This window comes from Georgenia ruanii (genome assembly GCF_009193175.1).
Classification (GTDB): domain Bacteria; phylum Actinomycetota; class Actinomycetes; order Actinomycetales; family Actinomycetaceae; genus Georgenia; species Georgenia ruanii.
The window spans coordinates 19,023-39,175 of sequence record NZ_VUKE01000015.1 but is presented as its reverse complement, the minus strand read 5'-3'; the positions used below and the strand labels follow the sequence as shown (position 1 = coordinate 39,175).

The window sequence follows — 20,153 nt, the reverse complement described above, 5'->3', positions numbered from 1 at the left end:
GTGGGCCCAGGGTGTGCCCGCCGTGCCCACCAGCCGCCTCGGAGGTCTCCCCCTCCGGGGTGCGCCCTGGCGACGTCGACGCGGAGAGGTCCGGTGGCCCATGACCACGCCGCATGCCTGGGCCGCGCCTTCGCACACCGCTTGGAGTACCCATGTCCGTTCTTTCACCCCTGCCCCGGCGCGTCGCGCTCGGGTGGGGTCCCCTGTCCGTCGTGGTCGGCCTCCTGCTCGTCCTGGTCGCCGCACCGGCCCGCGCCCACGACGTCCTGCTGAGCGCCTCGCCCGAGGACGGCGCGCACCTGACCAGCGCGCCACCGACCGTCACGCTGACCTTCAACAACGACGTCCTCGACATCAACCCGGCCATCGTCGTCCGTGACGCCGCCGGGCAGCCGCTCACCGACGCCAAGCCCGCGGTCACCGGGCACACCGTCTCTCTGGCGCTCCCGTCCGAGGTGCCCAACGGCGGCTACCAGGTCACCTGGCGGGTCGTCTCCAGCGACGGCCACCCGATCGAGGGGCACTTTGCCTTCACGGTCGATGTGCCCGCCGCGCCGGCGCCCGCGCCGTCCACGTCCGCACCGTCCGCCACGGCCGAGGCGTCCCCGTCCGCCACCGCGGCGCAGAGCCCCAGCACGGGCGCCTCGACCGGCGCGGCCGGCCCGGTCGTGTGGGGCGTCGTCGTGCTGGTGGTCCTCGTGGCCGCCGCGGTCGTCGCCGTCGTGCGGCGTCGGCGCCGCGCCGGGCAGTGAGCCGCGGGGCCGCCCGGCCCCGCCGTATCGAACCCGCGCCTCCGGCGCGGGCGGTTGAGCAGGTCATCTCCGCCGCCGGGCGTTCGCGCGCCCGGCGGTGACCACATCCCCAATCCCGAAAGGCATCATCTTGTCCGCACCTCGCGTTCCCGCTCCGCGTCCCATCGCTTCCCACCAGTCCAGAGGCCACGTGCTGGGCCGCACCGGCGCGGTCCTCACGCTGGTCGTCGGCCTCACCGGGGCCGGCGCGGCGCTCGCCGGCCCTGCCTCCGCCCACGTCAGCGTCAACTCCGACGGGGAGGCCTCGCAGGGCGGGTACGAGAAGCTGACGTTCCGCGTACCGAACGAGTCCGACACCGCCGGCACCGTCAAGCTCGAGGTCACCGTCCCGACCGACACCCCGCTGGTCAGCGCCCGCACCCAGCCCGTCCCCGGGTGGGACGCGGTCGTCACCCGCGAGCAGCTGCCCCAGCCCGTCGAGATGGGCGACCTCACGATCAAGGAGGCGGTCACCGCCATCACCTGGACCGCCCAGCCGGGCGTGCGCATCGAGCCCGGACAGTTCCAGGAGTTCGCCATCTCCACCGGTCCGCTCCCGCTGGTGGACGAGCTCGTGGTGCCGGCCACCCAGACCTACGACGACGGCACCGTCGTCGCCTGGGACCAGGCAGCCGTCGACGGCAAGGAGCCCGAGCGCCCCGCGCCCGCCGTCGCCCTGGCGGCGGACGGTGCGCACGAGCACGGCGTGTCGGCTCCCGACGACGGCGCCGCCGCCCAACCCGGCAGCGACCCGGCCGCCCGCGCCCTCGGCATCGCCGGCCTGGTGGTCGGCGCCGCCGGCCTCGTCGCCGCAGTGCTCGCGCTCGGTGGTCGCCGCCGCGCCTGATCTCGCTGGGCCGACCGGTCCGGGGCCGCGCGCACGACGGCCCCGGACCGGCCGGCACGACCGCCGGGAGCCCGCAGCACCGGACCGGCCGCCGCGGCGTCAGTCCCGCGCCGTGCCTGGCGCCTCGTCGAGGATGTCGTCGTACAGGCCCGGGTGGCGTCCGAGCCAGGCGGCCATGAACGGGCACACCGCCACCGCCCGGCGGCCGTGGGCGCGCACGTCGTCCAGCGCGCCGCGCACGATGGCCGACCCGACGCCCCGGCCCTCGTGCGCGGGGTCGACCACCGTGTGGACGAAGACGTCCTGGTCGCCGACCACCCGGTACTGCGTGAACCCGGCGAGCTTGCCGGCGATGCGTGCCTCGTAGCGGTGCCGCTCGGGGACGTTGACCAGATCGATGTTCGCCATGTCGCCACCTCAGCACCTCGGGCTCACGACGGCGGCCGCTCGAGCGCCGCCTCCCCGCTCTCCTCGGCGAGCCGGGGGGGGTGAACGCCGGTGTGTAGAGCCGGGGCAGGAATGAGCAGAAGACTCGCCGCGGGAGGCCGCCGTCGCGACCCATGGCGTACATGAGGCGGGACCCTGCGGCCTGGATCGCGATGCCCGCGGTGAACGGGGGATGATGACGGTCGCCAGGAAGATTGCGCCAAAGAGGTCCCCGCCGATGGTGCGGGCGATGTCCAGGATCCCGGGCCGGCACCTGCGCCGCGACGACCGGCAGCCAGCGGGCCATCATCAGCCTCCCTCGTCGTGGAGGAACGTTAGCCCCGACCGCCCCGCCCGGCGACCGCCAGCTGTGCAGGTCGCATGTTGAAGCGCCGAGGCCCTGCGACCACCACTGGAATCGGCCCTGCGAGCCGGGGTCGGAGTGGTCGACAAGCTCCGTGGTTCGCCGCGCGCCGCCCCGCCGAGCCTGGCGATGACCTTCAGGTAACCGACCTGATCACTGCCCACCAACTGTGGAGCCGCTGGCCGCAAGACCTGTCTGGGCCGTGCGAGAGGAGGTGGAGGGAGTGTTGGGCGCGAGCAGGGCGGCGATGCCGGTGGTGATCGGGACGGCGAGGACCAGGCCGATGGAGGAGACGAGGCTGCGCACGACCTCCTCGGCGATCTCGCCGGACATGAGGGTTTCCAGGCCCGAGCGGTCCATCAGCGCCGCGAGCATCAGCATCGGCAGCGCGGTGCCGACGTAGGCGAACGCCAGGGTGTAGACGGTGGAGGCGATGTGGTCGCGTCCCACGCGCATGCCCTGGGAGAACAGCCGGCGCCGGGACAGGGCGGGGTTGGCCGCGTGCAGCTCCCACACGGTGGAGGCCTGGGTGATCGTGACGTCGTTGAGGGCGCCGAGCCCGGCGATGACGATGCCGCACAGCAGCAGATCGGCCAGGGACAGGTTCGGGAACGCGTTGATCAACGTGAGTGACTGCTCGGAACCGGTGCCGGTCAGGTTGACCGCCCGGGTGCCCCACAGGGCTAGGACGACCGTGATGGCCAGGCCCACGAAGGTGCCGAGCAGGGCGGTCGTCGTGCGGATCGAGACGCCGTGGGCGAGGTAGAGGGAGAGGAACAGCATCGCGGCCGAGCCGACCAGTGCCACGAGCAGCGGCGGGTGCCCCAGCATGAGGGCCGGGAGCACGAAGACCACCATCACGGCCAGTGAGGCGCCCAGGCCGACCATGGCGGCCAGCCCGCGCCAACGGGCGACGAGGAGGACGGCGAGGGCGTAGCCGAGGGCGAGCCACCCCACCGGGACCGTACGCTCGAAGTCCCAGAAGATGTAGGGGCTGCCGGTGCCCAGCGCCTCGGGAATGACCATCAGCCGCATCCGGTCGCCGACGTCCACGCCGTTGGCCATCACCTCTGGCGGCACCTGGGCGGGCACGGTGTGGCCCGCCCCCTGACCGGTCTCGAGCTCCACCCGCACCTGCCCGCCCATGCCGAACTCGGCCGAGCCCGTCTCCTCGAGGATGTCGACCACCGTGCCGATCTCGATGCTCGTGCCGGGAGCGTGCACGGGCACTGAGCGCACCGGGGTCTCGCCGCGTGGCCACAGGAGCACAAGGCCGACGACCGTGGCAACCATCAGCGGCACCACTATCGCCGTCAGCCTCCACCGCACCCGGTGCGACTCCGTCGGCGCCAGCACGGGCGCCCCAGAGGCGCGGGAGTGGGGGACTGGCGGAGCGTCTGAGCGGGGCACCTGGCCATGCTCACCGACGGTGGGCGGGCTGCCGCGAAGGCCACGCCGATACACATCGAGTTTGACTATCAGTCTCAGATGTAATGAGAATCAGTCTCATGAACGAGATGAGTCGAAGCCCGAGACGCCTCCTTGCCCTGGCAACCACGCTCGCGCTGGCCGTGACCGTGGCTGCCTGCTCGAATGGTGACGGGTCGGGCGACGTCCCCGACGTTCCAGGCCAGGACGGCCGGGTGGAGGCGCTGGCGTCCTTCTACCCGCTGCAGTACGTGACTGAGCAGGTCGGCGGGGAGCACGTCACCGTGGCGAGCCTGACCCCGCAAGGGGCCGAGCCGCACGACGTCGAGCTGGCCCCCCGCGACGTGGCGCAGCTGGGCACGGCCGATCTTGTCGTCTACCTGAACGGCTTTCAGCCGTCCGTGGACGAGGCTGTCGGGCAGAGCGCCCCGGCTCACGTCGTCGACGCCGCCGCTCACGCCGACCTCGCCGCGGCCGCCGAGGAGCGCCACGACGGCGAAGACGGGAACGGGCAGGGTCACGAGCACGAGCACGAGCACGAGCACGGGCACGAGCACGAGCACGGTGCGCGCGGGGCCGACCCACACTTCTGGCTCGACCCGGCGCGCCTGGCGGCGGTGGCCGGCGAGGTGGCCGGCGAGCTGGCGAACATCGATCCGGACAACGCCGCCGACTACGCGGCCAACGCGGAGCGCCTGTCCGCAGAGCTGACCGCGCTCGACGACGCGTTCCGCACCGGCCTGGCGACCTGCGAGATCCGCACCGTCGTCGTCTCCCACGAGGCCTACGGCTACCTCGCCGACGCCTACGACCTGCACCAGGTGGGCATCGCCGGCCTCGACCCGGAGGCGGAGCCGTCCCCCGCGCGCCTGGCCGAGATCGCCGACGTCGTCCGCGCCGAGAACGTCAGCACCATCTTCGCCGAGACCCTCGTCAACCCCAAGGTGGCCGAAACCCTGGCCGCGGACCTGGGCGTGACCACCGCCGTGCTCGACCCCGTCGAGGGGCTCGTGGACCCGGCGAAGGACTACCAGCAGGTCATGCGGCAGAACCTCACCGCACTCCAGGAGGCGCTGCGATGCGCGTGACACGGCCACGACTCTCGCAGGTGGCGGGAGCGGGAGATGTCGCCCGATCTACCGGCTCACCCGCGCGTCGATCCGGTTGAGCAGGTCCTCCAGCGCCCGCTCGAACTCCGCGTCGCTGTGGTCCTCGGCCAGGCGGCCCCGGAGCCGCTCGATGGCCGGGTACTCGGCGATCGCCTCCGTGCTGCGAGGCGCCGAGGCGTCGCCCTCGTCGATCTCCCCGGAGGCCGGCATGGGGGCGCCCCGTTGGGCCGCGGCGAGCAGGAGCTGGCCGATGAGGAAGCTGGTGAACGTGCGGTACGCCGCCACCGCGTCGTCGTCGCTGAAGCCCTCCCCGGTGAGGACCTGCAGGAAGTCCTCGACCACCCGCAGGCTGCGCAGCGGGGGCCGGAGCCACGGGGCGGCCGGGGGCCGGGTGGCGATGAGGGGGAAGACCTGCGGGTGGGTGAAGGTCAGGTCTCGAATCTGGTGCGCCAGCTTCTGCAGGTAGGCCTGCCAGCTGCCGTGCGGACCGAGGTGCAGGTCGTCGGACAGGCGTACCCGGGAGGTGAGGTCGTCGACGACGGCCTCGAGCAGGTCCTCCCGGCCGTTGACGTACCGATACAGCGCCATGGCCTCGACGCCGAGCTCCGAGCCGAGCCGGCGCATGCTCAGCGCGCCCAGGCCCTGGTGGTCGATGAGCGTGATGGCCGCCTCGACGATGCCCTCTCGGGTCAGTGTCGGCCGCTCGGTGCTGCGTGGCGCCATCCCACCCCTCCACGCCTGTCCGGGATGTCCGTTCTGGGCTCACCGCGACCATAGCCGTCGCCCCGGGGCTTGGCATGTCTGGGTGGGTCAGGACGTCCGGCCGTGCTCTCGGTCCTTCTCCCGCTGCGCCAGGTAGTCAACCCCGGAGGCCAGCCTCCAGACGCCGACGATCTGGAGGGCAATCCCGGCCAGGGCCGCCAGGGCGCCGAGGACCATCGGAGCTCGGCCCGGGTCGCTGCCGGCGAGATCCCCGACGAGGGCGTGCTGGAGCGAGCTTGCCCAGGCCAGGGCCGCCACCACGCCGCCGACGACGGCCAGGATGCTCCCGGCGACGAGAACGACGGCGGACCGCGGCGCCACCGCAGCGCCGTCCGCGCGTTGCTCGCCGGCCAGGGCGGGCCCGGGGGACGGCGGCTGCAGGTTCTCGGCGTCGAAGCTCACGGCGCTCCTCCTTGGGAGGGTGGTGGTCGCATGATCACGCAACTGGCGGATGCATGCGGCATTACCGTCGCCGCGCAACGGGATTTACAAAGTAAACGACGGCGCGTAGCGTTCCCCTCAGGTCTGGGCAGTCTGGACCGAACGGGGGCAACGGATGCAGAACCATATGGGAGAGGTCGCTCTCCTCACGTCCCCGGCGCGCACCAGGCTGGTGCTGAGCGGCGACGCGGACATGAGCCTCACCCGCGAGCTGAGCGAGGCCATCGCCGAGGCCCTCGCGCTTGGCCTGCCGGTCGACATCGACGTCCGCAACGTCACCTTCATCGACTCCGCGGTGCTCGGCGCGCTCGGCTCGTTCGCCCGCCGGCTCGCCGCCCCGCCCCGCCTCATCCAGCCCCCCGAGGTCGTCACCTTCGTCCTGGAGATCACCCGCATGGGCGAGGTGCTCGAGATCCTCGACCACGACCCCGGCTTCCCCGAGACGCCCGCGGTGGTCCCGCCGGCCGATGCCGCCGTCTCGCCGGTCGACGCCCTCCCGCCGGTCGACGCCGCCGTCTCGCCGGTCGACGCCGACACCGCCCGGTAGCAGCTGGGTGCGCCGCCCGGGACGCGTCCGCTACAGTGCCGGGCATGTCCTCGGTCGTCCGCCTGTGTTGTTGTTGAGCGCCCACGCTCAGCCCTGCCCATCCGCCGACCTGCGCCGCGCCGTCGCCGCGCACCCACCCGAGGACCACACATGAAGTACGCCGAGACCGTCGTCGACCTCGTCGGGAACACCCCCCTGGTCAAGCTCCAGCACGTCACCGGTGACCTGCGCGCCACCGTGCTCGTCAAGCTCGAGTACCTCAACCCCGGCGGGTCCAGCAAGGACCGCATCGCCCGACGGATCATCGACGCCGCCGAGGCCGAGGGCAAGCTGCGGCCGGGCGGCACGATCGTCGAGCCGACCTCCGGCAACACCGGCGTGGGGCTCGCGCTCGTCGCCCAGCAGCGCGGCTACCGGTGCGTCTTCGTCGTGCCGGACAAGGTCGGCGACGACAAGCGCAACGTGCTGCGCGCCTACGGCGCCGAGGTCGTCGTCACCCCGACCTCCGTGGCGCCGGACAGCCCCGAGTCCTACTACAGCGTCTCCGACCGGCTCGCCGCGGAGATCCCCGGGGCGTTCAAGCCCAACCAGTACGCCAACCTCAACGGCCCGCGCAGCCACTACGAGACCACCGGCCCGGAGATCTGGCGCGACACCGAGGGCCGCCTCACCCACTTCGTCGCCGGCGTGGGCACCGGCGGGACCATCAGCGGCACCGGCCGCTATCTCAAGGAGGTCTCCGACGGCGCCGTCCGGGTCGTCGGCGCCGACCCCGTCGGCTCGGTCTACTCCGGCGGCGAGGGACGGCCCTACCTCGTCGAGGGTGTCGGGGAGGACTTCTGGCCCGGCGCCTACGACCCCTCCGTGGTCGACGAGGTCATCGCCGTCTGCGACGCCGACTCCTTCGCCATGACCCGGCGCCTGGCCCAGGAGGAGGGCATCCTCGTGGGCGGCTCGAGCGGCATGGCCGTGGTGGCCGCACTGCGGGCGGCCCGGGACCTGACGGCGGACGACGTCGTCGTCGTGCTGCTGCCCGACGGCGGCCGTGGGTACATGGCGAAGATCTTCAACGACGACTGGATGCGCTCCTACGGCTTCCACCCCGGCGGCGACGAGCGCACCGTGGCCGACGTGCTCGGCGCCAAGACCGGGGGCCTGCCGGACCTCGTGCACGTCCACCCGGGCGACACCGTGCGCGACGCGATCGGCATCTTCACCGAGTACGGCGTCTCCCAGCTGCCGGTGCTGCTCGCCGAGCCGCCGGTGGTCATCGGCGAGGTGGCGGGGTCGGTCAGCGAGAAGGCCCTGGTGGACGCCGTCTTCTCCGGCCGCGTCCAGCTCGGCGACCCCGTCGGGCAGGTGAGCGGCCCGCCGCTGCCCCTGATCGGCATCAACGAACCGGTGGGCGTGGCCCGCACCGCGCTGGGCGCGGCGGACGCCCTGCTCGTCACCGACGCCGGCGTGCCGGTCGGTGTGCTCACCCGTCACGACCTGCTGGCCTTCGCCGGCGCCTGAGAGGATCTTCATGACTGGCTTCAGCACCCGCGCCATCCACGCCGGGCAGGAGTTCGACCCCACCACCGGCGCCGTCATCCCGCCGATCTACCAGACCTCCACCTTCGTCCAGGACGGCATCGGCGGGCTGCGCGGCGGCTACGAGTACAACCGCAGCGCCAACCCGACGCGGGACTCCCTGCAGACCCTGCTCGCCGCCCTCGAGGGCGGGGCGCACGCCTACTCCTTCGCCTCCGGCCTGGCCGCCGAGGACACCCTGCTGCGCGCCCTGCTGGCGCCCGGGGACCACGTGGTGCTCGGCAACGACGTCTACGGCGGCACCTACCGGCTGCTGGACCGGGTGCTGCGCGCCTGGGGCGTGGACCTCAGCGCCGTGGAGATGTCCGACGCCGACGCCGTCCGGGCGGCCATCCGCCCGGAGACGAAGGTGCTGTGGGTGGAGACCCCGAGCAACCCGCTCATGAAGATCACCGACATCGCCGCGCTGGCCGAGCTCGGGCATGCAACCGGGCTGACGGTGGTCGTGGACAACACCTTCGCCTCCCCGGCGTTGCAGAACCCGCTCTCGCTCGGCGCCGACGTCGTCGTGCACTCCACGACGAAGTACATCGGCGGGCACTCCGACGTCCTGGGCGGCGCCGTCATCCTCGACGACGACGCCCTGGCCGAGCGGGTGGGCTTCCTCCAGTTCGCCGTCGGCGCCGTCTCGGCGCCGATGGACGCCTGGCTGACGGTCCGGGGCATCAAGACCCTGCCGGTGCGCATGCACCAGCACAGCGCCAACGCCCAGGCGATCGCCGAGCGCCTGGTCGAGCACCCGGCCGTCGAGCGGGTCTACTACCCCGGCCTGCCCCAGCACCCCGGCCACGAGATCGCCGCCCGGCAGATGTCCGGCTTCGGCGGGATGATCTCCCTCGCGCTCGCCGGCGGGCCGCAGGCCGCCCGGGTGCTGGCCGAGGGCACGGAGCTGTTCCAGCTGGCCGAGTCCCTGGGCGGGGTGGAGTCGCTCATCGGCTACCCCGACGCGATGACGCACGCCTCGGTGCGCGGCACGGCGCTGGCGGTGCCGGAGAACGTGGTGCGCCTGTCCGTGGGCCTGGAGGACGTCGACGACCTCGTCGCCGACCTCGACGCGGCGCTCGCCCGGCTGGCCGTGCGGGTCTGACCCCTACCCCTACCCCGCCCGCGCCAGCTGCCGGCCGCGCCGGGCGACCGAGAGCTCGACCCGGCAGCGCGCCGCCGGCAGGCTCAGCACGTGCCCGAGCTCGGCGCTGACCTGCTCGGCGGCGGCGACGACGGCGCCCAGGTCCGCCGTCGGCTCGATGGTCGCGTCGAGCAGGGCGACGAGCTCGCCCCGGTCGTCCCGCATGCTCCCGGAGGCCGAGCGCACGCCCGGCGCCTGCGCGAGGGCGTCCGCGGCGGCGGCGACGGCGGCGTCGGGGTCCAGGCGCAGCCCGCCGCCCCCCGCGCCGGGCAGGGCCAGGGTGCCCACGCCGCGCCGGGGGAGGTGCGCGAGGAGCCACCACAGGCCCAGCGCGACGGCGACGACGCCCGCGACGGCGACCGTGGGCGCCCACCAGCCGAGCTCGACGGCGGCGCGCAGGGCCCGCAGGCGCAGCACCGCCGGCACCGCCGGCCAGACGAGATAGAGCCTCCCGGCCCCCCAGGCGATCGCCGCGAGACCGGCCAGCAGGAGCACCAGCCCGAGCAGGAAGGCGACCACACGGTCGACGGCGAGCACTCCCCGGCTCATGAGCGACTCCTCCCGGTCGGCCCGCGCACCACGACGGTGACGCGGGGGGCAGGGTCGAGGACGTCGAGTCGCTGGTGCACGGCGTCGAGCACCGCCTGGTCGATGCCCGGACCACCGGTGGTGCGGACGGTCGTGCGCACCGAGCGCGTGCCGGCCTTGGAGGAGGCGGTGACGACGCCACCCACGTCCTCGGCGGCCGCGCTGGCCAGGCGCGCGATGTCGCCGGGCGCGAGGTAGACGCCGGTGCGCGCGCGCAGCACGGCCCGCGAACGGACCCGGCGGCGCAGGGCGGCGTACAGCAGCCACACACCGACGAGGACGGCGATGATCCCGCCCACGAGGAACCCCGTCCCCGGCGCCAACCCGTCGACCGCCCCCAGACCCAGCGGGATCCACGCGGGCCCGGGGACCGCGCGGTAGCCGACCAGCGCGTCGCGCAGCAGCACCAGCCCGGCGGCGATCAGCAGGACGGCCAGCACCGGCCCGACGACGCCGATCGGGCCGCTGCGGGTGGGGCGGGTCGCGGGCGGCATGGGCTCCCAGCCCCCGGGCCCCGAGACCGCGCCTGACTCGTGCGCCACGGCCGCTCCCGGCGCACGTCGGTCAGGCGCCCCGGACACGGCCGGACCGCCCGGCCCTGCCGTGGCGGCGACGGTGCCGGAACCACCGGGCGGGAGCGCACGCCCGCTCGTCTCGGGGCCCGAGCGGGCCGCGGCGTGCTGGGGGCGGTGGGAGGTCATTGGACCCTCCTGGGCTCCTGCGCCGCGGCCGCCACCCGGGCCACGAGGACGTGGACGGTGTCGGCGCGCAGCCCGGCGTACCGTCCCAGCTGGTCGGCCACGGCCTCCTGGACCTCGCGCGCCACCCGGGCGGCGGACGCCGGCCAGAGCATCTCGATCTCGACGGAGACGCGCACGTGGTCGCCGGCCACGGTGCAGTCCACCCGCGGGTAGGTGCGGCCCAGCGCGCCGCCGATCGCGCCGGTCGTGGAGCCCTCCGGCGCGACGCCGTCGACCTGGAGGACCGCCGTGCGGGCGATCCGCTCGACGACGCGGTCGGTGACGCGCACCGCCCCGCGCTGCTCAGCCACGGCCGCGGCCGGAGCGGAAGCTCTCGAGGTTGAGCTCGCCGGTCAGGGCCGCGCCGATGAGCCAGCCGACCAGCCCCAGCACGAGGGCGAGGAGGAAGCCGTTGAACCCGCCGACGAGGGCGGCGACGGCGAGCAGCAGGCCCGCGAACAGGCCGGTCACGGAGCCGGACATGGTCACTCCAGGGGGATGGGGGCCGCCAGCGGCACACCGCTGGCCGGGGGACGAGGCGGTTCGGCGAGGTCGTCGATGAAGACGTGGACGGGCCCGCCGGTGAGGGCGGCGACCGCACGGTGGATCCGCTCGGCCACCTGGGGCAGCGGCACCCGCCGGTCCAGCAGGGCGCGTTCCACCACCACGTGCACCTCGACGCCGTCGGGCCGCAGCCGGACCCCGGGAACCCGGCGCCCGGGGAGGTAGGTGCCCACCTCCCCGAAGGCGCCCGGGTGCAGCCGCGCAACGCCGGGGACGGCGAGGACCACCTCGGCGACGGCGACGGCCACCACGGCCGCCGGCGGGGCGGGGGACGGGGCGGTGGTCACTGGACCCGGGGCTCCTGCTCGGGCTGCTGGGTGTCGTCCTGCGGCAGGTGGATGTCGACGACGTCGATGTTGACCTCGACGACCTCCAGCCCGGTCATCCGCTCGACGGCGTTGATGACGTTGCGGCGGATGCCCTCGGCGAGGTCGGTGATCGCCACGCCGTACTCGGCGACGATGGACACGTCGACCGCCGCCTGGGTCTCGCCGACCTCGACCTGGACACCCATGGACTGGTTGGTCGTGCTGCCGGGAATGCGCTCGCGGATCGCCCCGAAGGCCCGGGCCGTCCCCGAGCCCATCGCGTGGACGCCGTTGATCTCGCGGGCGGCGATCCCGGCGATCTTGCTCACGACGACGTCGGAGATCGTGGTCGTGCCCCGGCTCGTGCTCAGGGCCGAGCCGCCCCGGGACATGGCGGTCTCGCGGGTGCTGACGGCGCCGCCGGAGGTGCCCTGCGTCTGCTCGCTCACAGGAGGTTCCTTTCGCTGGCCGAGTTGCCGACATCTGTCGCCGATGTCACGGTCATAGGTGAGACGCGCACCTCGGCGCGAACCTCACGGCGACGTGGCTGTGAGGTGCGTCACACCTGGCTGTCGGCGCGGACGGGGGCGACATGGCGGGCGGAGCGGGCGAGGACCTGCCCGACGCGGCACTGGCCCGGCGTGCGGCGCTGCGCGACCGGACGGCGTTCCGGGTGATCGCGGACCGGCACGGCCCGGCGCTCTACCGGTACGCCTACCGGATGCTCGAGGACGCCGGGGACACCGAGGACTGCCTGCAGGAGGTGCTCGTGGCAGCGTGGCGCGGCCTGCCCGCGTTCCGCGGCGAGGCCGCGCTGCGCACCTGGCTGTTCGCCCTCACCATCAACCAGGTGCGCACCTTCCTGCGCCGCCGGCCCCCGCCCACCGAGCCGGTGGACGAGCTGCCGCTGGCCGCCCCGGAGCGCGCCGGGCCCGAGCAGCAGGCTCTCGCGGGCGACCTGCTCGGCGCCCTCGACCGGGCTCTGCGCGAGCTGCCCCTCGCCCAGCGCTCCACCTGGCTGCTCGTCGAGGTGGAGGGCCTGAGCTACGCCGAGGTGGCCGCGGTCCGCGGCACCACGGTCGACGCGGTGCGCGGGCAGCTGCATCGGGCCCGGCGGAGCCTGGAGACGAAGCTGGAGGGCTGGCGATGAACGGCGAGAGCGCGCTGGAGCGGGCCGCGACCACGCTGCGCCAGCACACCGACCGTGGCTGGGTGGCCATCCGGGAGAATCTCTTCGCCCGCGCCCTGGCGGTGTTCCGGCCCTCGGCCCCGGTGCGGGGACGGCACCCCGCGGGAGAGTTCTACGTCGCCGCGGACGTGCTCGTGGCCTGCGTGCGCGACGCCCTGGACGCCGTCGCCCAGGCCGGCGCCGTGCGCGTGCGCTGTACGACCGACGACCGGCAAGAGCTCGAGGCTGTCACCGCGGAGGTGGTCGTCCTGTACGGCACGCCCCTGCTCCCGCTGGCCCAGGACGTGCGGGCCCAGGTGGCCGCGGCGCTGTCCGCGGCGCTGGGGCTGGCGCCCGACCGGCTGCGGGACCTGCCCATCCACGTCGGCATCGCCGACGTCACGGACGACCCGGCGCTGCTCTAGCGGCTTCGCCGGTCTGGGCCGGCGCCGCCGTGGCGACGCCGGCCGGTCGCGTTTATCGCATCCGCCCGGGCGGGGCAAGGGGGTCGGGCAAATCCCCCCGAAGTGACCGCGGGACGAGATGCGGCGTCGGGCACGTCTCGGCCAGGTGACGAGGGCTGAGGTTCCGGACGTGCCGTCGTACCTTCTTCACTGCCGGGCCAGGTGGCCCGCCGCCGCAGAGGCGCCATGAGAGACGAAGGGGGATGTCGTGCACGACGCGCACCGCGCTGACCGTCACCGCGACGTCACCGCCACCCCGTCCGCGCTCCCGCACGCCATGCCGACCTGGTGTCGAATGCCCCGGCGCGCGGAGACCCCGGCGGCCTGAGCCGCCCCCGGCCCTAGCGGCCCCCAGGCCTCCGCGCGGCGCCGCCGCCGGTCGCACCGTCTCACGTGCCGCCGCCGAGCCGGCGCCGGTCTGCGCCGCCCATCGGCGCGGACCCTCCGAGCGCCCCCGCTCTTTCTCCCGCCGGTCCGCGGCACCTTCGCCGCGCGGCCCGTTCGCCATCGCCCGCCGAAGCGTTCCCGGTCCTTCGTGGACCGGTCCGGGCGACCTGACGTCCCAGGAGCTCACCTTGACCACCACGCCTCTTCCCCTTGTGACCGGTCCGCTGACCGTCGTCACGGTCTCCGGCAACCCGCGACCGGACTCGCGCACCCAGCAGCTCGGCGAGCAGGTGGCGGCCGCCGTCGCCGCTCGCCTCGGCGCCCGCACCGCGCTTGTCGACCTCTCGGCGCTCGCCGGCGACCTGTTCGCACCGGCGACGCCGGCGCTCGAGCGGGCGCTGGAGACCGCCGCCTCGGCGGCCGTGCTGGTCGTCGCCACGCCCACGTACAAGGCCACCTACACCGGCCTGCTCAAGGCGTTCCTCGACCGGTACGGCGCCGGCGGCCTGGCCGGCGTGGCCGCGGTACCGGTGCAGGTGGCGGGCAACCCGGTGCACCTGGCCGCCGCGGACCTGCACCTGCGCCCCGTGCTCACCGAGCTGGGGGCCCGGGTGCCCACCCGCCCGGTCCTGGCCACCGAGACGCAGCTCCCGGAGGCCCACGCGCTGGTGGCGGAGTGGATCGCGACCGAGGGCCCGGCCCTCGCCGCGTTGACGGCGGTGACGGCGTGAGCGCCGCGAGCGAGAGCTACGCCCTCGACCTGCCCGGCGTCGCCCCGGCGGAGATCAGCGCAGAGCGCTTCAAGACCGTCTTCCGCAACCACCCCGCCGGCGTCGCCGTCATCACCCTGCGCGGCCCCGACGGCCCGGTCGGGTTCACCGCCACCTCGGTGTTCTCCATCTCCGCGGAGCCCCCGCTCCTCGGCTTCTCGGTGGCCGGGACGTCGTCGTCGCTGCCGGCGGTGCGTGCCGCGTCCTCCCTCGCCGTCAACTTCCTCGCGGCGGACCAGGCCCACCTCGCCACCCAGTTCGCCCGCAAGAACGTCGACCGCTTCGCCGGTGTGGACTGGCTGCCCCTGCCCAGCGGCGAGCCGGTGCTGCGCGGTGGCGCCGCCTGGGTGCGCGGGCACATCGAGCAGCGCACCCCCGCCGGGGAGAGCCTCCTCGTCGTCGTGCGCGCCGTCCTCGCGGACCACGACGCCGGCCAGGACCCGCTCGTCTACGTCGACCACGCCTACCACCAGCTCGGGGAGCACAGCCGGCTCCTCTGAGTTCGGTCCCATCCCTCCGCACGGACGCCCGACCACGGCATCCGTGCCGACCTCGCATGCCCAGATCCCGGCTCGTTGCCGAGCCGTCCAACCGCAAGGAGCACCCCATGACCTCACCCACCCGCCACCGACCTGCGACCGCGGGCCGCAGAAGACCGGCGCTCGCCGGAGCCGTCGGCCTCGCGGGCGTTGCCCTGGTCCTCGCGGGCTGCTCCGGGGCCTCCGGCGCGGGAGCCGGCGAGCCCTCGGGCGAGCCGAAGCCGGGGGGCGACTTCACCGTCGCGACCAACGGCGCGGAGCCCGCGTGCATCAACCCGCTGATCGACGCCTCTGCAGGCGTGATCACCTCACGCCCGTACTCCGACTCCCTGTTCTGGCAGACCGCGGACGGGAAGTTCGAACCGTGGCTGGCGACCGGTTACGAGGTCTCAGAAGACGGCACGGTGTACACCCTGCACATCCGCGAGGGCGTGACGTTCACGGATGGGACCCCCCTCAACGCGGAGGCCGTGAAGGTCAACTTCGACTACATCGTCACCCCCGCGACGAAGTCACAGCTCTCCGCCGCGTACTTCAAGCCCTACCAGGAGTCCGTGGTCAAGGACGAGTACACGCTCGAGGTCCACCTCACGCAGCCCTACAACTCGTTCGTCAACATCCTGGCGCAGAGCTACTTCGCGCTGCTCTCGCCGAAGCAGCTCACCGAGTCGCCCGAGACCACCTGCGACGCGCCGATCGGATCAGGTCCTTTCATTGTCAAGAAGTGGAACAAGGGCCAGAGCATCGAGTACGTCCGCAACGAGGACTACAACTGGGGCCCGCCCGGGACGCACGACGGGCCGGCCTACGTCGACAGCCTGAACCTCCTGTTCGTCGGCGAGGACCCCGTCCGGTACAACGCACTGCTGTCCGGTGAGGTGGACGCGATCGACTTCGTCCCGCCGGAGAACGTCGCCGAGTTCGAGCAGAGCGAGGAATTCGGGTTCATCCGTGAGATCCGGCCTGGGACGCCGTTCGCCCTCCACATCAACAACAGCCGCGCTCCCTTCGACGACAAGCGCGTCCGGCAGGCGCTGCTCCACTCCATCGACCGTGAGCAGATCGTGGCTGCTGCGTCGTTCGGGCAGTGGCAGGCGTCGAACTTCCTCACCTCCTCGACCCCGGACTACGCCGACGACCTGGGTGTGGAGCTGACGTACGACCTGGAGCTGGCGAACCAGCTGCTCGACCAGGTCGGTTGGACGGAGCGGGACACCGACGGCTACCGGACCAAGGACGGCGAGCGCCTGACCGCCACCCTGCCCCTCGACGGTACGAATGCCGCCCGCCAACGGCTTGCCGAGCTTGCTCAGGCCCAGGCCAAGCAGGCGGGCATCGAGATCGCGATCGAGCTACTGCCGTATCAGCAGCTCTCCGAGCGCATGTGGGCCGGGGACTATGACCTCTACGCCGGCCTGTGGTCGAGCAACACCGCCGACATGCTGTGGCTGCGATGGTCCTCGGCGAACATCTCCACCGACGAGGTCGTCGGCCAGAACGTCTCCAACTTCTCCAACATCGAGTTCGACGAGCTGGTCGAGCGCGCGCGGAAGTCCACCGAGCCGGCGGAGCGCACGGACCTCTACCGTCAGGCACAGGCCCTGCTCGTGGAGGAGGTGCCGAGCGTTCCGCTCTATGGCGACCCCCGCACGGCAGCCTTTCCCAACGACGTCAGGGGCGTGACGTTCGACTACGCCTACCTCCAGCCGTACTGGTTCGACGTCTGGCTCGACCGGTGACGGCTCGTCGAGTCGGCGCCCGGCTGCTCGCAGCGATCGGCGTCGTGCTCGGAGCCGCGATGGTCACGTTCGTGGCGCTGCGCGCCATGGGAGATCCGGCACTGGCCATCGCAGGCGGACCGGAGGCCCAGCCCACCGCGGATCTGCTCGCGCAGATCCGCCAGGACTACAGCCTGGACCAGCCGCTGTACGTCCAGCTCGCGACCTACCTCGGCGGACTCCTCACCGGTGACCTCGGCACGTCGTACCGGCTGCAGCGACCCGTGTCGGTGGCCATTGCCGAGCAGTTCGGACCGACCCTTGCCCTCGCCCTGGGGGCCGCCGCGGTAGCCGTGGTCCTCTCCGTCGTCGTGGCCCTGGCCACCGCCGGCCGCCCGGTGCGCAGGCTCTCCGGCGTCTTCGAGGTTGCGCTGGCCTCGACGCCGACCTTCTGGCTGGGCCTCCTGCTCCTGAGCGCGTTCTCGTACGGGCTGGGCTGGTTTCCGTCGATCAGCAGCGGCCAGCCGCTCTCGCTCGTCCTGCCCGCGCTCACGCTGGGTCTGCCCATCGCGGGTCTTCTCACCCAGGTGCTTCGCACGGCCTTGGAGGAGGCGCTCGAGCAGCCGTTCGTCGTCAGTGCGAGAGCGCGTGGTCTGGGCGACACCGCCGTGCGGGTGCGCCATGCGCTGCGCCACGCCCTAGTGCCTTACCTGACAACGTCGGGCTACCTCGTCGGAGCCCTGCTGGGCGGGGCGGTCGTCACCGAGACGCTCTTCAACAGGCAAGGCATCGGCCGGCTTCTCCTGGCCTCGGTGACGGGCCAGGACCTGCCAGTCGTCATGGGCATCGTGCTGCTCAGCGCCGCCACCTTCGCCGTCGTCAGCCTTCTCGTCGACCTCGCCTACCCGGTCATCGACCGCCGTCTGAAGGAGCAGCCAGCATGAGCGCGACCGAGACAGCCGCGGCGCCGCTGCAGGACCCGGGGCCGATCGCACAACCGGCGTCCCCCGCCCGCCGAGCGCCGCGGTCCGGCGCCGGTCGGCGGATCACCGTCGGCCTCGCCGCCGTCGTCCTCGCGTTCTTCGTGCTGTCGGCGTTCGCGCCGTCGCTCATCGCGCCCCACGGGTATGACGAGGTGAACCCCCAGGGCATCCTCGCCGCCCCCAGCGGAGATCACCTGCTGGGCACGGACGAGAACGGGCGGGACGTCCTGAGCCGGATCGTCCACGGTTCCGCGAACTCGCTCATCCTGGGCTTCGGTGCCGTCGCTATCGCCCTCGCGGGCGGCACGCTCCTCGGACTTTCGGCCGCCCTCGGCCACCGCGTCACCAATGCGCTGCTCATGCGCATCGTCGATGTCGGGCTCGCGTTCCCGGAGATGCTGCTCGCGCTCGTCATCATCGCGGTGGTCGGTCCTGGCCCCACCAATGCGCTCATCGCCATCGGCGTGGCAACCATTCCGAGCTACGCCCGCGTCATCCGGGCTCAGGCCCTGACGGTCCGCCGGTCGAGCTACGTGGAAGCGGCTCACGCCCTGGGGCTGCACAGGACCCACGTGCTCTTGCGGCACGTGCTGCCCAACGCCCTTCGGCCAGTCATCGTCATCGCGACCATCGGGATCGGCACGGCGACTCTTGCCGGCGCGGCGCTGAGCTTCATCGGCCTCGGCGTCTCTCCACCGGCTCCTGAGTGGGGCTCGATGCTCGCGACCTCCCGCACGTTCCTCAAGCAGGCCTGGTGGTACGGCACCTTCCCCGGTCTGGCCATCACCGCGCTGGTCGTGAGCACGAGCGTGCTCGGCAGGGCACTGCAAGCGAAGTTCGAAGGGAGACGAGCATGACCACCCAGCTGCTGCACGCCGCGGAGAACGTCAGTCTCACCCGGCCGCTGCTCACCGTCGCCAACCTGCGCGTGAGCTTCGGGCACTCCGCCCCGACCGTCCGGGACTCGTCCTTCGAGCTGCGCCGAGGCGAGTGCCTCGCCGTCGTCGGCGAGTCCGGGTCCGGCAAGTCCGTCACCGCTCGGGCCCTGATCGGCCTGGCGGGCACGAGTGCGACCGTCGAGGCCACGCGCCTGGAGCTTGACGGCGCCGACCTGCTCACGCTGCGAGAACGGGGCTGGCGCACGGTACGCGGACGCCGGATCGGCTTCGTCCTCCAGGACGCGCTCGTCTCGCTCGACCCCCTACGCACAGTGGGGCGTGAGGTCGAGGAGGCGATCCACGCTCACCAGCCGGAGCTGAGCCGGACTGAACGACGTGCCCAGGCGGTCGAGCGCCTCGCCCGGGCGGGGATCCCCGACGCGGAGCGCCGCGCCGACCAGCTGCCGCACGAGCTCTCCGGCGGCCTGCGCCAGCGGGCCCTCATCGCCACCGCACTGGCCGGCGACCCCGACCTGATCATCGCCGACGAACCGACGACCGCTCTCGACGTAACCGTCCAGGCCCAGATTCTCGACCTCTTCGAGCAGCTCAAGGCGGAGGGGAGGGCCCTGCTGCTCATCAGCCACGACCTCGCCGTCGTCAGTCGCCTGGCTGACCACATCGCCGTCATGAACCACGGCGACATCGTCGAGCAAGGGCCCGCCGCCCAGGTCCTACTTGCCCCGGAGCAGGACTACACCCGTCTACTGATCGACGCGGTGCCCGGCGGCCGATCTCCCCGGCTGGCGGCGGCGCGCGAAACTGTCGTGGCTCGTGCCGAGGCCGTGACGAAGACCTTCACCTCCCCGGCCGGTCACGCCCACGCCGCGGTCGAGGACGTCTCCTTCGAGCTGAGGGCCGGGGAGACCCTCGGCCTGGTGGGTGAGTCCGGCTCCGGCAAGTCCACCACCGCGCGGATCCTCCTCGGCCTGACGCAACCGGACACCGGGCACGTCGAGATCGAGGGGCGGTCCTGGGCGGAGCTGGACAACCGCCAGCGGGTCGCCCAGCGGCGTGCCGTCCAGGTGGTGTACCAGGACACGCTCGGTTCCTTCGACCCTCGCTACACCGTCGCGCGGGTGCTCGGCGAGGCGGTGGGTGTCGCCGGAACGCCCCGCGCACAACGCCGGCGACGGTGCGCCGACCTGCTCGACGCCGTCGGGTTGCCCAGCACGGTGCTCGGCCGGCGACCGATCGAGCTGTCCGGCGGACAGCGACAGCGCGTGGCGATCGCCCGTGCCCTTGCCCCGCAGCCGCGGATCATCGTCTGCGACGAGCCCGTCTCGGCCCTCGACGTCTCGGTCCAGGCGCAGGTTCTCGATCTCCTGGTCGAGCTCCAGCGCGAGACCGGCGTGTCGTACCTCTTCATCTCGCACGACCTCGGCGTCATCCACCACGTCAGCCACCGGGTCCTCGTCATGAAGGACGGCCGCGTCGTCGAGCACGGCGACGTCGAGGCCGTGTTCGGCACCCCGCAGCACCCCTACAGCCGCGACCTCATCTCGGCCATCCCGCGCATCGCAACCCAGAAGGAAGTAGTCACCGTATGACG

24 protein-coding genes are annotated in these 20,153 nt (G+C 73.2%); 14 read left to right on the top strand and 10 right to left on the bottom strand.

The window, feature by feature from the left end; genetic code table 11:
• Positions 1 to 152 precede the first annotated feature (152 nt).
• Both GD880_RS14560 and GD880_RS14555 read left to right on the top strand, forming a co-directional pair.
• Positions 153 to 752, top strand: a complete 600-nt coding sequence (locus GD880_RS14560) for a copper resistance CopC family protein (protein WP_152232335.1) — start codon at positions 153 to 155, stop codon at positions 750 to 752.
• A gap of 190 nt (positions 753 to 942) precedes the next feature.
• A complete protein-coding gene (locus GD880_RS14555) occupies positions 943 to 1,638 on the top strand; it encodes a YcnI family protein (protein ID WP_152232334.1) in 696 nt (231 codons plus the stop codon).
• Positions 1,639 to 1,737: 99 nt separating this feature from the next.
• Here the strand turns inward: GD880_RS14555 and GD880_RS14550 are convergent, their stop codons facing one another.
• Together GD880_RS14550 and GD880_RS14545 are read right to left on the bottom strand one after the other, a co-directional pair.
• Positions 1,738 to 2,046 carry a GNAT family N-acetyltransferase gene (locus GD880_RS14550; protein ID WP_152232333.1) on the bottom strand — a complete coding sequence of 103 codons (309 nt, stop codon included), beginning with the start codon at positions 2,044 to 2,046 and terminating at the stop codon, positions 1,738 to 1,740.
• Between the two features lie 535 nt (positions 2,047 to 2,581).
• Positions 2,582 to 3,721, bottom strand: coding sequence for a YibE/F family protein (locus tag GD880_RS14545; RefSeq protein WP_152232332.1), 1,140 nt, complete (start codon positions 3,719 to 3,721; stop codon positions 2,582 to 2,584).
• A gap of 224 nt (positions 3,722 to 3,945) precedes the next feature.
• Between GD880_RS14545 and GD880_RS14540 the strand changes: the two genes are divergently transcribed.
• Positions 3,946 to 4,944 (top strand): metal ABC transporter substrate-binding protein, encoded by a 999-nt coding sequence (locus tag GD880_RS14540; RefSeq protein WP_152232406.1) that lies wholly within the window; start codon positions 3,946 to 3,948, stop codon positions 4,942 to 4,944.
• Between the two features lie 48 nt (positions 4,945 to 4,992).
• Here the strand turns inward: GD880_RS14540 and GD880_RS14535 are convergent, their stop codons facing one another.
• Complete coding sequence (locus GD880_RS14535; RefSeq protein ID WP_152232331.1) at positions 4,993 to 5,688, bottom strand: TetR/AcrR family transcriptional regulator; 696 nt, start codon at positions 5,686 to 5,688, stop codon at positions 4,993 to 4,995.
• 87 nt (positions 5,689 to 5,775) lie between these two features.
• Positions 5,776 to 6,129 (bottom strand): hypothetical protein, encoded by a 354-nt coding sequence (locus tag GD880_RS14530; protein WP_152232330.1) that lies wholly within the window; start codon positions 6,127 to 6,129, stop codon positions 5,776 to 5,778.
• A gap of 166 nt (positions 6,130 to 6,295) precedes the next feature.
• Here GD880_RS14530 and GD880_RS14525 point away from each other — a divergent pair, with 166 nt between their 5' ends.
• From GD880_RS14525 to GD880_RS14515, 3 genes are all read left to right on the top strand, one after another.
• Positions 6,296 to 6,715: an STAS domain-containing protein gene (locus tag GD880_RS14525; RefSeq protein ID WP_193314530.1), complete on the top strand. Its 420-nt coding sequence runs from the start codon at positions 6,296 to 6,298 to the stop codon at positions 6,713 to 6,715.
• 150 nt (positions 6,716 to 6,865) lie between these two features.
• Positions 6,866 to 8,230 (top strand): cystathionine beta-synthase, encoded by a 1,365-nt coding sequence (locus GD880_RS14520; protein WP_152232328.1) that lies wholly within the window; start codon positions 6,866 to 6,868, stop codon positions 8,228 to 8,230.
• Between the two features lie 10 nt (positions 8,231 to 8,240).
• Entirely contained in the window at positions 8,241 to 9,395 is a 1,155-nt protein-coding gene (locus tag GD880_RS14515; protein ID WP_152232327.1) for a cystathionine gamma-synthase, read from the top strand.
• Between the two features lie 9 nt (positions 9,396 to 9,404).
• Here the strand turns inward: GD880_RS14515 and GD880_RS14510 are convergent, their stop codons facing one another.
• The 6 genes from GD880_RS14510 to GD880_RS14485 all read right to left on the bottom strand — a co-directional run bounded on the left by GD880_RS14510 (position 9,405) and on the right by GD880_RS14485 (position 12,083).
• Entirely contained in the window at positions 9,405 to 9,983 is a 579-nt protein-coding gene (locus tag GD880_RS14510) for a hypothetical protein (RefSeq protein WP_152232326.1), read from the bottom strand.
• Complete coding sequence (locus tag GD880_RS14505) at positions 9,980 to 10,516, bottom strand: DUF6286 domain-containing protein (protein ID WP_193314529.1); 537 nt, start codon at positions 10,514 to 10,516, stop codon at positions 9,980 to 9,982. The genes GD880_RS14510 and GD880_RS14505 overlap by 4 nt, the downstream gene beginning before the upstream one ends.
• A 203-nt stretch (positions 10,517 to 10,719) precedes the next feature.
• A complete protein-coding gene (locus tag GD880_RS14500; protein ID WP_152232324.1) occupies positions 10,720 to 11,073 on the bottom strand; it encodes an Asp23/Gls24 family envelope stress response protein in 354 nt (117 codons plus the stop codon).
• On the bottom strand, positions 11,066 to 11,245 hold the full coding sequence (locus tag GD880_RS14495) for a DUF2273 domain-containing protein (protein ID WP_152202996.1): 180 nt from the start codon (positions 11,243 to 11,245) through the stop codon (positions 11,066 to 11,068). Before GD880_RS14495 ends, GD880_RS14500 begins: the two co-directional genes overlap by 8 nt.
• Positions 11,246 to 11,247: 2 nt before the next feature.
• Positions 11,248 to 11,613, bottom strand: coding sequence for a hypothetical protein (locus GD880_RS14490; protein WP_226909691.1), 366 nt, complete (start codon positions 11,611 to 11,613; stop codon positions 11,248 to 11,250).
• On the bottom strand, positions 11,610 to 12,083 hold the full coding sequence (locus GD880_RS14485) for an Asp23/Gls24 family envelope stress response protein (RefSeq protein WP_226909690.1): 474 nt from the start codon (positions 12,081 to 12,083) through the stop codon (positions 11,610 to 11,612). The genes GD880_RS14490 and GD880_RS14485 overlap by 4 nt, the downstream gene beginning before the upstream one ends.
• 143 nt (positions 12,084 to 12,226) lie before the next feature.
• Between GD880_RS14485 and GD880_RS14480 the strand changes: the two genes are divergently transcribed.
• From GD880_RS14480 to GD880_RS14445, 8 genes are all read left to right on the top strand, one after another.
• The gene (locus GD880_RS14480) at positions 12,227 to 12,784 is read left to right on the top strand and encodes an RNA polymerase sigma factor (RefSeq protein ID WP_152232323.1); all 558 of its coding nucleotides are present in this window, start codon (positions 12,227 to 12,229) and stop codon (positions 12,782 to 12,784) included.
• Entirely contained in the window at positions 12,781 to 13,227 is a 447-nt protein-coding gene (locus tag GD880_RS14475; protein WP_152232322.1) for a hypothetical protein, read from the top strand. Before GD880_RS14480 ends, GD880_RS14475 begins: the two co-directional genes overlap by 4 nt.
• Before the next feature lie 614 nt (positions 13,228 to 13,841).
• Positions 13,842 to 14,384 (top strand): NAD(P)H-dependent oxidoreductase, encoded by a 543-nt coding sequence (locus tag GD880_RS20825; protein WP_226909689.1) that lies wholly within the window; start codon positions 13,842 to 13,844, stop codon positions 14,382 to 14,384.
• The gene (locus GD880_RS14465) at positions 14,381 to 14,923 is read left to right on the top strand and encodes a flavin reductase family protein (RefSeq protein ID WP_226909688.1); all 543 of its coding nucleotides are present in this window, start codon (positions 14,381 to 14,383) and stop codon (positions 14,921 to 14,923) included. Before GD880_RS20825 ends, GD880_RS14465 begins: the two co-directional genes overlap by 4 nt.
• A gap of 107 nt (positions 14,924 to 15,030) precedes the next feature.
• Positions 15,031 to 16,701: an ABC transporter substrate-binding protein gene (locus GD880_RS14460; protein ID WP_193314527.1), complete on the top strand. Its 1,671-nt coding sequence runs from the start codon at positions 15,031 to 15,033 to the stop codon at positions 16,699 to 16,701.
• Entirely contained in the window at positions 16,698 to 17,624 is a 927-nt protein-coding gene (locus GD880_RS14455; RefSeq protein WP_226909687.1) for an ABC transporter permease, read from the top strand. Before GD880_RS14460 ends, GD880_RS14455 begins: the two co-directional genes overlap by 4 nt.
• A complete protein-coding gene (locus GD880_RS14450; RefSeq protein ID WP_152232320.1) occupies positions 17,621 to 18,520 on the top strand; it encodes an ABC transporter permease in 900 nt (299 codons plus the stop codon). The genes GD880_RS14455 and GD880_RS14450 overlap by 4 nt, the downstream gene beginning before the upstream one ends.
• Positions 18,517 to 20,151: a dipeptide ABC transporter ATP-binding protein gene (locus GD880_RS14445; protein WP_152232319.1), complete on the top strand. Its 1,635-nt coding sequence runs from the start codon at positions 18,517 to 18,519 to the stop codon at positions 20,149 to 20,151. The genes GD880_RS14450 and GD880_RS14445 overlap by 4 nt, the downstream gene beginning before the upstream one ends.
• Positions 20,152 to 20,153: the final 2 nt, after the last annotated feature.

Coding starts and splice junctions, on each gene's coding strand:
- GD880_RS14525 (WP_193314530.1), top strand. CDS start 6,296: ATGGGAGAGGTCGCTCTCCTCACGTCCCCGGCGCGCACCAGGCTGGTG.
- GD880_RS14495 (WP_152202996.1), bottom strand. CDS start 11,245: ATGTCCGGCTCCGTGACCGGCCTGTTCGCGGGCCTGCTGCTCGCCGTC.
- GD880_RS14510 (WP_152232326.1), bottom strand. CDS start 9,983: ATGAGCCGGGGAGTGCTCGCCGTCGACCGTGTGGTCGCCTTCCTGCTC.
- GD880_RS14545 (WP_152232332.1), bottom strand. CDS start 3,721: ATGGTTGCCACGGTCGTCGGCCTTGTGCTCCTGTGGCCACGCGGCGAG.
- GD880_RS14505 (WP_193314529.1), bottom strand. CDS start 10,516: ATGCCGCCCGCGACCCGCCCCACCCGCAGCGGCCCGATCGGCGTCGTC.
- GD880_RS14460 (WP_193314527.1), top strand. CDS start 15,031: ATGACCTCACCCACCCGCCACCGACCTGCGACCGCGGGCCGCAGAAGA.
- GD880_RS14445 (WP_152232319.1), top strand. CDS start 18,517: ATGACCACCCAGCTGCTGCACGCCGCGGAGAACGTCAGTCTCACCCGG.
- GD880_RS14480 (WP_152232323.1), top strand. CDS start 12,227: ATGGCGGGCGGAGCGGGCGAGGACCTGCCCGACGCGGCACTGGCCCGG.
- GD880_RS14475 (WP_152232322.1), top strand. CDS start 12,781: ATGAACGGCGAGAGCGCGCTGGAGCGGGCCGCGACCACGCTGCGCCAG.
- GD880_RS14535 (WP_152232331.1), bottom strand. CDS start 5,688: ATGGCGCCACGCAGCACCGAGCGGCCGACACTGACCCGAGAGGGCATC.
- GD880_RS14520 (WP_152232328.1), top strand. CDS start 6,866: ATGAAGTACGCCGAGACCGTCGTCGACCTCGTCGGGAACACCCCCCTG.
- GD880_RS14450 (WP_152232320.1), top strand. CDS start 17,621: ATGAGCGCGACCGAGACAGCCGCGGCGCCGCTGCAGGACCCGGGGCCG.
- GD880_RS14540 (WP_152232406.1), top strand. CDS start 3,946: ATGAGTCGAAGCCCGAGACGCCTCCTTGCCCTGGCAACCACGCTCGCG.
- GD880_RS14560 (WP_152232335.1), top strand. CDS start 153: ATGTCCGTTCTTTCACCCCTGCCCCGGCGCGTCGCGCTCGGGTGGGGT.
- GD880_RS14515 (WP_152232327.1), top strand. CDS start 8,241: ATGACTGGCTTCAGCACCCGCGCCATCCACGCCGGGCAGGAGTTCGAC.
- GD880_RS14550 (WP_152232333.1), bottom strand. CDS start 2,046: ATGGCGAACATCGATCTGGTCAACGTCCCCGAGCGGCACCGCTACGAG.